Source organism: Morganella sp. GD04133 (assembly GCF_029835375.1).
Lineage (GTDB): Bacteria > Pseudomonadota > Gammaproteobacteria > Enterobacterales > Enterobacteriaceae > Morganella > Morganella morganii_B.
Map to the genome: position 1 here is coordinate 53,042 of NZ_JAODZS010000007.1, position 12,585 is coordinate 65,626.

The following is a 12,585-nucleotide window of genomic DNA, read 5'->3' on the forward strand; positions in this document are numbered from 1 at the left end:
TGTATTTTGCCCTCCGTTGATTAAACAAATCTTAAATAAGATACTTATCTCATAAATAAAAATAACTGCTTTAAATATTTACCCTTTTCGTCTGACGAAATGGCTTTTGTTATATATACCGACACCAGGGAATCACTCATGAAACCAAAAAAGAAAATATTACATCTCGCCATATTGTCCGTTATTTTTACCACCGCGCCTTCATTGGTGATGGCAGAAACATTCTGTGGTGACAGAGGCAGTATCACTTACGGCGGGAGCTCAACACTCACCGGAGAACTCACCGCGGATCAGTGCTATGAGGTTGGCGCATCGGTTATCGGCGATCCCGCAGACTATATCGGGATTGCCAAAGAGCTGACCCTGCTGAGCGGCAGTAAACTCAGTGTGCTTGGCCTGTTTGAGGATTCCCGGGTTCAGGGCGGCGCTGAAGCCTGGATAGGAAAAAATACTAACATCGCTGTGGACGGGTATCACACCGGTTTTCCGGCTACCGGCAGCCGTATTGATATTCAGAGCGGCGGATTAATCCGTGTTCTGGACGGCGGAACATTAAAAGATTCCGTACTCAACGGCGGAACTGTTTATGTCAGTAATACCGGTACAGCAGATGATCCGGGCCAGTCTGAAAATAATACCGTCAACAGCGGCGGGAAATTATTTATTTACCTGGGCGGGGAATCAACCGGAACACAGGTTAATGACGGCGGTTATGAATATGTCCAGCAGGACGGTAAATCCCTGGATACCGTTGTGAATAACGGCGGATTACAGCAACTGCACGGCAAAGGGTTTGCCGATAATACCCTCGTGAACGCCGGGGCCCGGCAATATGTTGTCGATGATTCCAAAGCCACCAATACAACCGTTGATGGCGGTCAGCAATATATTTTCCGTCAAAATACCACCGCTGCTGCCGGTATTGCGGAAGTTAACCGGATAAAAAACGGTGGTGCCCAGATTATTAAAGGCGGCGGACAAGCGATTAATAACAAACTCTATGACACCGCCGTACAACGTATTTACGAAGCCTCCTCCGCGACAGATACCACACTGAGTGATCGCGCCAAAAGCTGGCTGGCGGCCGGCGCACAGCTCCTCGGCGTCACCACCGTTAATCAGCAGTCTCAGGTACAGCTGACTGCCGGTGCGGAAGACAGACTGGCTGCGGATGCCGGGGCATATGCGGAAAATATTATCTTATCCGGCACGGACAGCACCCTGCTGGTGATCACCGGCGATACCGGGAATACCGCCTTTGCCGGTTCGCTCAGCGGACAAGGGCAGGTCCGGTTTGTTGCGCCGGTCAATGCCGGGTACAGCCATCTGACCATTGATAATCTCTCCGGCAGCCAGACATTCTATATGAACACAGCCATTGCGGAGCAACAGGGGGATTACCTCACCATCCGTAACGGCAGTGGTGACCATGCTCTGAATGTACAGGATTCCGGGGCTGAAATTACCCGTCCGGATGAGTCACGTCTTGATGTAATCACGGACGAAAGCAGCAATGCACAGTTCCGCCTGAGCGCCCTCGACGGTACCAATATCAATGCGGTGGACAGCGGGACCTATATGTACTCGCTCTATCAGCGTGATGAGCAGAACGGCAAAATCTGGTATCTGGCGGCTCAGAAAGATGACAATACCGGTGAACCCGGCGAGCCTGAAAAGCCGGTTCCGCCGGTTGTTCCGGACAATAAAACCACACCGTCCACCGACGCAGTGTTATCCATGTCTGCCGCGCCGCAGCTGATTTTTAATCACGAACTCGATAATCTGCGGTTCCGCCGCGGCGAATTACGGGATAATCAGGGCGATGCGGGGGTATGGGTGCGCCTGACCGGCGACAGAACCCGTGCAGGCACCGGACACACACATTTTAAACTGAATCAGGCCGGTTTTGAGCTGGGTGCGGATAAATCCGTCCCGCTGGAAAACGGCAAATTGTGGCTCGGCGTCTTTACCGGCTATAACGATGTCAAACTGAAGCATCAGCGCGGCGGCGAAAGCAGCATCGACAGTGTCACTGCCGGGGGTTACGCCACCTGGTTCTCAGATAACGGCTGGTATCTCGATGGTGTGCTGAAATATAACCATTTTAACAATGAGTTACGTGCGGTTTCCACCAACCGCAGCAGCATCCGCGGGGATTATTCACAGAATGCTTACGGCGCATCCGCAGAAGCCGGTTACTCCTTTGATCTGCCGGACGCCTTCCGGACCGAGCCGTATGCCCGCCTGAGCTATATGCGTGCGGACAGCAAATCAGTTCACCTGAACAATAATATGCAGGCAAAACTGGATGCACAGCAATCCCTGCAATCCGAACTCGGCCTGCACGCGGGGAAAGATTTCACTCTGAACAATCAGGTGATTATCACCCCTTACGCCACACTGGCCTGGCAGCATGAGTTTATCAGCAATAATGATGTGACCATTAACCAACGCAATACGTTTGACACCGATTTCTCCGGGGACAGCCTGAAAGCCGGCGGCGGGTTAACAGTCCGTTTCACGCCGCAGATTCAGGCGTATGCGGAAATCGATTACCGCAAAGGCGACAAAACGGAATCGCCGCTGCACGGCAATATCGGCGTGCGCTACAACTTTTAATTTCTCGTTGTGATTCAATTACGGCGGCCGCAAGGCCGCTTTTTTTTACCGGCTGCATCTCCGGTACCCAAAAAACAGATAAAAAAAAGCCCCTCGAGAGGGGCTGTAAAAGACAGGGATGGTGTCTATGGCAAGGAAAAACTTCTTGGGTGCTACTTAACGACTCTACTGACTCTACTGACTTCACTACTCTGACAAATGACTACTGACAAATTCATTCCGGCATATTCTGCGCGGAGGAGGCGGATGAGGTATGAATACTCTCCTCCGGCTCAAAATTGGCATCCAGCTGCATTTTCTGCTCCTGGTTGAGTAACTGATACATCTGATGATGAACCCGTATCATCTCAACCTGGTAATCCAGCCGCTTGCGCATCTCCTTTTCCAGCTGATTACGCACCGCCGTTTCATCAAACTTCTCGGCCTTAACCAGCTCGTACAGCGCGATATCATCTTCTGCAAGGTTACGGACATTCCGTAACTGGTCGCGGTAATTGTGCATCAGATCCCGCAACTGCATCCGTTGTTGTTCCGTTAACCGGATACCGGTCAACATAGAGGTATAACCATCTCCCCCTGATGTCGTTATACCTTTATACTGACTGTGACTCTGCACCGGGGTAACGCAGCCATCACTTTCTGAATCCTGCGCCAGTCCGGGCGCACTTTGCATCACAAACATTGACGCTAAAGTGATTGTTGCTATCTTACCCATAGTAACTCCTTAAACTTCTGAGTCTGCGTCACCTGACCCGTTGGAATTAACTATACGCACCCGGCTGCAAACATGCGTCAGAGCATGTAAAAGAACGTAAAGTCATGGAATAGAAACGTTTGTTGTCGTATTTTGCACGTGGAGGACGTGAATAATGAATAAAATACTGCTTGTTGATGATGACCGCGAATTAACCTCGCTGTTAAAAGAATTACTCGATATGGAAGGGTTCAACGTTGTCATTGCACATGACGGCGAGCAGGCACTGACCCTCCTTGACGATTCCATAGACTTGTTATTGCTCGACATCATGATGCCGCGCAAAAACGGGATTGAAACCCTGAAAGAACTGCGCCAGAACTACCAGACACCGGTGATTATGCTGACCGCACGCGGCAGTGACCTCGACCGTGTTCTGGGGCTTGAACTGGGTGCGGATGACTATCTGCCGAAGCCGTTTAACGATCGCGAGCTGGTGGCGCGTATACGCGCGATTCTGCGCCGCTCCAACTGGAGTGAGCAACAGCAGCAGAGCGACAGCAGCAGTAACTCTTCCGTGGTGATGGTGGATAAACTCCAGCTCAACCCGGGCCGTCAGGAAGCCAGCTTCGGTGACGAAGTGCTGGATCTGACCGGGACTGAGTTCACCCTGCTTTACCTGCTGGCACAGCATCTCGGCCAGGTGGTCAGCCGTGAACACTTAAGCCAGGAAGTGCTGGGCAAACGTCTGACGCCGTTTGACCGTGCCATTGATATGCACATTTCCAACCTGCGCCGCAAATTACCGGAGCGCACAGACGGCCTGCCGTGGTTTAAAACCTTACGCGGTCGTGGTTACCTGATGGTATCGGCAACATGATAAGCAGCCTGACGGCGCGGATTTTCGCCATCTTCTGGTTTACCCTGGCACTGGTGCTGTTACTGGTGCTGATGGTGCCGAAGCTCGACTCCCGGCAGCTGATGCCGCTCCAGGAGGCCGAGTACCGGCAGGGTATGATGCTGCAGCAACATATTGAATCTGATCTCGCACAGGATCCGGCGAATGACCTGCTCTGGTGGCGGCGGCTGACCCGCGCCCTGGTAAAATGGACACCGCCGGACAAGCGCCTGATTATTGTCACCAGCGAAGGCCGGATCATCGGGCCTATCCGCAATGATTCCCAGGTCATCCGTAACTTTATGGGCCAGTCAGATAACACTGACAACCCGAAAAAGAAACGCTATGGCCGCATTGAGCTGCTCGGGCCGTTTGAAGTCCGCGACGGCGAAGACCGCTATCAGCTTTATCTGATCCGCCCGGCGAACACCGCGCAGTCTGATTTTATCAACTTCCTGATCGACCGTCCGTTCCTGTTACTGGCCGCCACCATGCTGATCAGCACCCCGCTGCTGCTCTGGCTGGCGTGGAGTCTGGCAAAACCGGCACGAAAACTGAAAAACGCGGCGGATGATGTTGCCAAGGGGAATTTGCGCCAGCATCCGGAACTGGAAGCCGGCCCGCAGGAATTCCTGGCGGCGGGCAACAGCTTTAACCAGATGATCAGCGCCCTTGAACGCATGGTGAACGCACAGCAGCGGCTGATATCCGATATCTCCCACGAACTGCGCACCCCGCTCACCCGGCTTCAGCTGGCCACAGCACTGCTGCGCCGCCGCCACGGTGAGAGTAAAGAGCTGGAACGCATCGAGACAGAGACTCACCGCCTCGACGGCATGATCAATGACCTGCTGGTGCTTTCCCGCAGTCAGCACAAAAATGAGCTGCTGCGCCAGAACATCAAAGCCAATGAGCTGTGGGATGACATTCTCGACAATGCGAAATTTGAGGCGGAACAGCGCCATAAAACGCTGGAAATCACCTCCCCGCCGGGCCCGTGGACAATTTACTGCAACCCATCCGCTCTCGGCAGTGCATTTGAGAATATTGTCCGTAACGCGCTGCGTTACTCAAACCAGCACATTCAGGTCGCCTTCAGTGCCGACACCAAAGGTATCAGCATTGTGGTGGATGATGATGGTCCGGGCGTCAGCCCGGAAGATCGCGAACATATCTTCCGGCCGTTCTACCGCACTGATGAAGCCCGTGACCGCGAATCCGGCGGTACCGGGCTCGGGCTGGCGATTGTCAGCACCGCTATCAGCCAGCACAACGGTAAAGTCACCGCCAACGACAGCCCGCTCGGCGGACTGAGGCTGGAAATCTGGCTGCCGCTGCACCCGCGCTGAAACTCTCTGTCGTTACCGGGAAATCAGTCCCGGTAACTATTCTTTCTTAAGCAAGAATCACCATTGCTATCAACATGATGTAATAAAACATTTCTGCTGTGATTGCGCATGTGCCGATTATAAAAAGTAATAATCCAAAGCTCTGGCTTAAAGTAACACTTTTTCTGCTGCCATCCCAAAAAAGACAGAATTTAAAAAAAATATTAGCCGATTAAACCGCATAAAGTTCGTTTAATGAAAGACTCGCGAGTGTTATCATGCTTGACCTGTCCGGGTAATCGGACTAGCCTTTGGCAGCAAATATAAATGGCGCTGATTGATTTGGTATAAATCATTTACCAATTTATTGAAAAATCAGCCCTCTGTAATACACCACAACTCTTACTGACGAGATTTATCAATAGAATCAGTAGGATAAACTCGCAATAGCGCACTCTGGGAGCGTGTAACCCAGTGCGGTAGCTATGGTCAAAAGAATATAATCATTATATTAATCAGCAAGGTTTTCTGTGAAAGGTATTATTTTAGCAGGTGGTTCAGGTACACGTTTATTTCCTATTACATTAGGAATTTCAAAACAATTATTGCCTATTTATGATAAGCCGATGATTTATTATCCGCTTTCTGTACTCATGCTGGCAGGAATCCGGGAAGTATTAATTATTACAACACCGGAAGATCAATCTGGTTTTCAGCGTTTATTAGGTGACGGCAGTGATTTTGGTATTTCCCTGGAATATGCCGTACAACCTGAACCAGAAGGTCTTGCACAAGCCTTTATCATTGGTGAGAAATTTATCGGTAATGACTCTGTATGTCTGGTACTCGGAGATAACATTTTCTGGGGACAGGGTTTCTCACCTAAACTGCTGAAAGCCGCTTCTTTAGAAGAAGGGGCGGTTGTGTTCGGTTATGAAGTGCAAGATCCGGAACGATTTGGCGTAGTCGAGTTCGACGAGCGCTATAATGCTGTATCAATTGAAGAAAAGCCGGTTAAACCAAAATCTAAATATGCTGTAACCGGTTTATACTTTTACGATAACGATGTTATTGAAATCGCTAAAAATATAAAGCCATCTGAGCGTGGTGAACTGGAAATCACAACAGTTAACCAAATTTACCTGAAAAATAATAAATTAAAAGTCGAATTGCTCGGACGCGGATTTGCCTGGTTAGACACCGGCACACACGACAGCCTGCTGGATGCCGCCAGTTTTGTTGAAACCATTGAAAAACGGCAGGGTTTTAAAGTTGCTTGCCTGGAAGAAATCGCTTACCGGCAGGGGTGGCTGACTGAAAAGCAAGTATTAGATGCCGCTGAAAAATCAAAAAAGAATGGATACGGCCAGTATCTTTTTAAATTAATCGAGAATAAAGAATGAGCCTGATAAATTTAATTGAATTCAAGACACTTGGAGATGATCGCGGCTCCCTGATTTCATTAGAACAGAATAAAAATATTCCTTTTGAAATAAAACGTATCTATTATATTTTTGGCACAAAAGAAAATGTTTCCCGCGGATTTCATGCACATAAAAAACTAAGACAACTCGCTGTATGTGTAAGGGGAAGCTGTCGCTTTGTTATGGATAATGGTACTCAAAAAGAAGAAATTATCCTAGATAGCCCTGACAAGGGTTTAGTCATTGATACTATGCAATGGCATGAAATGCATGACTTTTCTGAAGATTGTATTATTATTGTACTAGCAAACGATTATTACGATGAATCTGACTACATCAGAAATTATGAAAATTTCAGATCGTTTGTATAAAAGAAAAAGGATATTAAAATGTATCAGCTTCAATCAAAAACAATCAGCCTAAGATTTGTAGAAACTGATGACGCTGAATTTATTTTATCGCTACGTAATGACAACAATTACAATAAATATTTATCAAAAACCAGCACTGATATTCAGCAACAAAAAGAATGGATAAAAAAATATAAAGTAAAAGAAAAAAATAATGTTGAATATTATTTTATTATAGAAAGAAATGATGGAGTACCGTGTGGTACGGTGCGGGTTTATGATATAAAAAATGAATCTTTTTGCTGGGGTAGCTGGATTTTAAACCAAGAAAAAACGGCAACAGCAGCGATTGAGAGTGCCTTACTTGTATATAAATTCGGATTTGAAATAAAGAAATATCAACATTGCCATTTTGAAGTAGTGAAAGGGAATGATCGCGTTATTTCATTTCATAAAAAATTTGGCGCAAAAGAAACTCATCATGATGATATCCATTTTTATTATGAAATACTCCCGGAATCAATTAGTAAAATTAAAGAGAAATACAAAAAATACTTATAAACCACAATGACAAAAAGTAGGTAAAATCATGATAAAATTCTTAGACTTGCAAGCAATAAATAATCAATATCAAAGTGAATTAAAGGAAGCTTGTAATCGTGTCATTAATTCAGGCTGGTATATCATGGGAAAGGAGCTTGAAAACTTTGAAGCTAATTTTTCTCTGTACTGCGATACTAAGTATTGCATTGGTGTAGCTAATGGCTTAGATGCACTAACACTTGTATTGCGCGCCTGGAAAGAATTAGGTAAATTAAAAGCTGGTGATGAGTTTATTGTTCAGGCTAATACATATATCGCATCGATATTAGCAATTACTGAAAATGATTTAGTACCAGTTTTTGTAGAACCCGATCCTGACACTTATAACTTATCAATCAAAAATATTCGTAATGCATTAACAAAAAAAACTAAAGCCATATTACCCGTCCATCTATATGGACAGATTTCTCCTATGCCTGAAATCATGGATATCGCAGAGGAGTTTAATTTACTTGTTTTAGAAGATTGCGCACAAGCTCATGGTGCAACTATCGAGAATAAAAAAGCAGGTAATTGGGGCCATGCTGCCGGCTTTAGCTTTTATCCCGGAAAGAACCTGGGAGCATTAGGTGATGCTGGTGCAATCACAACAAATGATAAAGAGCTGGCAACTACGCTATTAGCACTGCGGAACTATGGTTCTCATCAAAAATACCTGAATATTTATCAAGGTGTAAATAGTCGCTTAGACGAAATTCAGGCTGCAATGTTAAATGTAAAATTAAAATACCTGCCACATGAAACACAGATCCGACAATCAATAGCACAACAGTATCTTGATAAAATCAAAAATCCATTAATAAAACTACCTGTAAATCCTGAAGAATATAAAAAAGAAATACAAACGCATGTTTGGCATTTATTTGTGATATCCTGCCCGTATCGTGAAAAATTACAGCAATATCTTTCAGATCATGGTATACAAACTTTAATTCATTATCCAACACCTCCACATAAGCAACAAGCCTACCAACAATTAGGTTCTCTTAATTTACCAATAACAGAAAAAATTCATCAAGAAGTTATTTCTATTCCAATTAGCCCTATAATGGATGATAAATCCGTACAGTATGTAATTGACACAATTAATGGCTTCACACTGTGAAAAAATTGTTAAAAGTATCCGTCCTAACCGGCTTACTGACAATGCTGCGTATGGCAATGGGCTTTGTAATTGCAAAAGTTGTAGCTGTTTATACCGGTCCGACAGGTATGGCTATGCTAGGTCAAATACAGAGTATAGTGACCAGCCTCAATGGAATAATAAACGCGCCTGTTGGAAACGGTATAGTTCGTTATACTGCTGAACATCACAGTAAAGGTTTTGAAGCATGTACTCCATGGTGGAGAGCATCTCTGAAATGGGTCGCGATTATCAGTGCCTTTGTTATTCCACTCGGTATACTTCTGTCCTCTTATATTGCTGATATATTATTACATAATACTTCTTTAGCATGGGTTATTGTAATAACTGTATCTGTCTTACCATTTTCTGCAATAGGTACTTTATGTAATTCAATTATAAATGGCCAACAGTTATATCGCAGATTTGTTGGCCTTGGCATGATATCCACACTTATTTCATCTGCCATAATGGTCAGCCTAATTATATCAGCTAATATCAAAGGTGCGCTACTGGCTGCAGCAATACAATCTGCATTAATCGGGATTGTAATGCTATTAGCTAATTTTCGTCAACCTTGGATGAAATATTCTTTCCTGATTGGAAAACAGGATAAACAAGCATTTAAATCTATTTCTGGCTATATGCTTATGGCATTAACCAGTGCTGCAACTGTTCCCATATCCCTTATTATAATTAGAAATATATTAATATCTCAGGTAGGCTGGAATGATGCAGGGTACTGGCAAGCCATATGGAAAATATCTGAAGTATATCTTGGTGTAATTACTATCGCACTCGGTACATATTACCTTCCGCGTCTGTCTTCACTGAAAAAATCAGAAGAAATAATTAGTGAAATTAATAAAACAGTGCGAATAATTATTCCTATCGTTATAGCAATGTCAATATGCGTCTATTTTCTTAGAGATTTTATAATTTGGCTTTTATTTACTGAAGAATTCAAACCTGCCAGAAATTTATTTTCGGTTCAACTATGTGGTGATGTTATTAAGATATTAAGCTGGCTATATGCGTATCCAATGATATCACGTGGTGCAACAAAATGGTTTATTTCAACTGAAATAATATTTTCTTCATCTTTTGTCATCCTATCATTTATTTTAATATCAAAGATAGGCATGTATGGTGTAACATGGGCGTATCTTATTAATTATATAATTTACTTTTTATTTATATTCTTCAATATAAAGCGTATCATTAGATGATAGCATCAAAAAATCATAGCTATAATATTATTACATGATTCATAAAATCATTGAAAATCACATAAAATGAATTATTCAGAATTCCTTTCGACATACTTCTCCAACCTCGATTTATTCTTACCTTGTGGAATCGTATGCATAGTTCTATGCTTCTATTCAGTAAGAAAAATCAGTATTTCTGGTATATTAGATCCAATTCATTTTTATTGGACTTATACATTTGGTACAACCTACAGTATTATATTAGGTCTATATTATCTTAATTTTATAGATGGATATATTGCCCTGGTAGTAGCATTATCTGGTTTGACTTTAATTTTTTCATTATTTGTCGGTAGAAAGTTTAATATTAACTTCATTAATGTATTTTTGAGATTAGTAAATAGTAAAAATAATAGTCACAGTATTTATATATTATCTGTAGCACTACTATTCCTATTATACAGCATTATCATCTACAACGTAGGACTTAATATTTCATCCGATGTTAATCGCTTTGAACAAAATAAAGGAATTGGCCCTTTAGTTAGAGCAGCCGATGCGCTTCGGTTATTCGTTTTTGCATATAGTTATGTATACATACGAAATATAAAAAGCACTAAAAAAAGATATATTTCCTACATCATTTTATCATTTGCCATATTAATTAGTTCTTTAAGTAATGGCGCAAAATTTGCATTGCTCGAAGTTTTATATTCAATATTTCTTTGTTATGTCATTTACACAGGGAAAAAATTAAAAATAACACTCTATAGATTTTTTTCTATATTTTTTGGCTTTTTATTGGTTTTTGCATTTGCAATTTTAGTAATAAGTCTTTCAATGAAAAATGATAAGAATATCCATCCTCAATATTTACCTCAAAGTACGCCTCTAGCTATAGAAAAAATATTCCTTCGGACATTATCTAATGGAGATCAGGCATACCTTGGATTACCCAATAATATTATAGACAAAATCGAAGAAGGAAATTTTTTTGATATTACACTTTCAGCATTGATAGGAAAGAATTTATATAGGAAATTATTTAATTATAACGAAACCTTAAATTTAGATAATGTTGGCCAAAAAATATTGAAATACCACTTTCCTTCATTTAGTCAGGCTGGAGGCCCTGTAAGTCATTTTGATCTTTATTTCTATCATTACTTACCTATTGGTCTAAATTTTTTAGCTATCATATTTATTGGCCTATTATTGTCATCAATAGCAAATTGTCGTTATTTAGCTAAAGATAATTTATTCTTAGCTTCTGTTGTTACAACCTTATGGATGAAAGGGCTGGTAATGGTTTTAGAACCCGCTATGGGGCTTGCTTATCTGATAGATTTTTTTACAGTTATTATAACTATAAAAATACTAGCTTCCTTATTTTCAAGAGGTAAAAATTCGATATGAACTCAACTTATAATAATAAATTAGTTAGTTTTGTACTTATATCATACAATCAAGAAAAATATATCGAAGATGCTTTACTATCTGTTTTAGAACAAGATTATAGTAATCTTGAAATTATTGTTAGTGATGATGGAAGTACTGATAATACAAAGAATATAATAAAACGCCATCATCATAATAATTTTATTTTCCTGGATAATCAAGAAAACAAAGGTCTGATAGGGAATTTAAATCATGCTTTTAGTTATATCAATGGAGAATATGTTGTTGTAATGGCTGGTGATGATATTTCATTACCACACAGAACATCAACTATTGTAAAATATTTTGATAATAATCCAGATATAAACTGTATCTATTCCAACACTCTTGATATTAACCCTGATAGTGAAGAAATTCCGTTATCTGCATATGGTTTTAAATATTATATCAGAAATAAAAATATGAATATTCATAGTCATTTACTAAATGATTTAGGCATATTAGGTTGTTCTGCGGCATTTAGAAAATTTTTATTAGAAAAACCATTACCAGACTTTCTACCGAGCGAAGATAAATTACTAACTCTCCGAGCTTTAATCAATGGAAGAATAGGTTTTATTAATGAAAAGCTAGTAAAATACCGATTGGGTACTGGAATATCAAATAATTTAAACAAAAAAGAATCCTCTGAATATCTAAAGCTACTCAAAGGAAGAATTTTAACTATTGATGGTTACATATCAGAACTTAGTAACATTAATAATATGGAAAAATATATAACCCTATTAAAAAGACAAAGAAAATTTCTGGAGTCATCTTTACAAATTTTGCAAGATAAAAGATATCGTCTTCCTGATTTTTACTTTGACTTTAAAAATATTTCATTCCGGGATAAATTAAAATTCATCTATTACCGTTATTTTTAATACATAGCTTC

11 protein-coding genes are annotated in these 12,585 nt (G+C 41.7%); 10 read left to right on the forward strand and 1 reads right to left on the reverse strand.

Annotation, left to right across the window (positions count from 1 at the left end; genetic code table 11):
- Positions 1-138 precede the first annotated feature (138 nt).
- Positions 139-2,619: an autotransporter outer membrane beta-barrel domain-containing protein gene (locus tag N7387_RS04555; RefSeq protein ID WP_279797235.1), complete on the forward strand. Its 2,481-nt coding sequence runs from the start codon at positions 139-141 to the stop codon at positions 2,617-2,619.
- A gap of 214 nt (positions 2,620-2,833) precedes the next feature.
- On the opposite strand, the gene N7387_RS04560 is transcribed toward N7387_RS04555, so the two are convergent.
- Positions 2,834-3,334, reverse strand: a complete 501-nt coding sequence (locus tag N7387_RS04560; protein ID WP_279797237.1) for a Spy/CpxP family protein refolding chaperone — start codon at positions 3,332-3,334, stop codon at positions 2,834-2,836.
- Between the two features lie 154 nt (positions 3,335-3,488).
- Between N7387_RS04560 and cpxR the strand changes: the two genes are divergently transcribed.
- From cpxR to N7387_RS04605, 9 genes are all read left to right on the forward strand, one after another.
- Positions 3,489-4,193 (forward strand): envelope stress response regulator transcription factor CpxR, encoded by a 705-nt coding sequence (gene cpxR / locus N7387_RS04565; RefSeq protein WP_004236626.1) that lies wholly within the window; start codon positions 3,489-3,491, stop codon positions 4,191-4,193.
- Positions 4,190-5,560, forward strand: a complete 1,371-nt coding sequence (cpxA, locus tag N7387_RS04570) for an envelope stress sensor histidine kinase CpxA (RefSeq protein ID WP_024473658.1) — start codon at positions 4,190-4,192, stop codon at positions 5,558-5,560. Before cpxR ends, cpxA begins: the two co-directional genes overlap by 4 nt.
- 509 nt (positions 5,561-6,069) lie before the next feature.
- Entirely contained in the window at positions 6,070-6,942 is an 873-nt protein-coding gene (rfbA, locus tag N7387_RS04575) for a glucose-1-phosphate thymidylyltransferase RfbA (RefSeq protein ID WP_279797241.1), read from the forward strand.
- Positions 6,939-7,334: an FdtA/QdtA family cupin domain-containing protein gene (locus N7387_RS04580; RefSeq protein WP_262861605.1), complete on the forward strand. Its 396-nt coding sequence runs from the start codon at positions 6,939-6,941 to the stop codon at positions 7,332-7,334. The genes rfbA and N7387_RS04580 overlap by 4 nt, the downstream gene beginning before the upstream one ends.
- 18 nt (positions 7,335-7,352) lie before the next feature.
- Positions 7,353-7,874 (forward strand): GNAT family N-acetyltransferase, encoded by a 522-nt coding sequence (locus N7387_RS04585; protein ID WP_279797243.1) that lies wholly within the window; start codon positions 7,353-7,355, stop codon positions 7,872-7,874.
- Positions 7,875-7,902: 28 nt separating this feature from the next.
- Positions 7,903-9,021 carry a DegT/DnrJ/EryC1/StrS family aminotransferase gene (locus N7387_RS04590; RefSeq protein WP_279797244.1) on the forward strand — a complete coding sequence of 373 codons (1,119 nt, stop codon included), beginning with the start codon at positions 7,903-7,905 and terminating at the stop codon, positions 9,019-9,021.
- The gene (locus N7387_RS04595; RefSeq protein WP_279797245.1) at positions 9,018-10,268 is read left to right on the forward strand and encodes an O-antigen translocase; all 1,251 of its coding nucleotides are present in this window, start codon (positions 9,018-9,020) and stop codon (positions 10,266-10,268) included. The genes N7387_RS04590 and N7387_RS04595 overlap by 4 nt, the downstream gene beginning before the upstream one ends.
- Before the next feature lie 66 nt (positions 10,269-10,334).
- A complete protein-coding gene (locus N7387_RS04600; protein WP_279797247.1) occupies positions 10,335-11,666 on the forward strand; it encodes an O-antigen ligase in 1,332 nt (443 codons plus the stop codon).
- Positions 11,663-12,574, forward strand: coding sequence for a glycosyltransferase (locus N7387_RS04605; protein ID WP_279797249.1), 912 nt, complete (start codon positions 11,663-11,665; stop codon positions 12,572-12,574). The genes N7387_RS04600 and N7387_RS04605 overlap by 4 nt, the downstream gene beginning before the upstream one ends.
- The last annotated feature ends 11 nt before the right edge of the window (positions 12,575-12,585 follow it).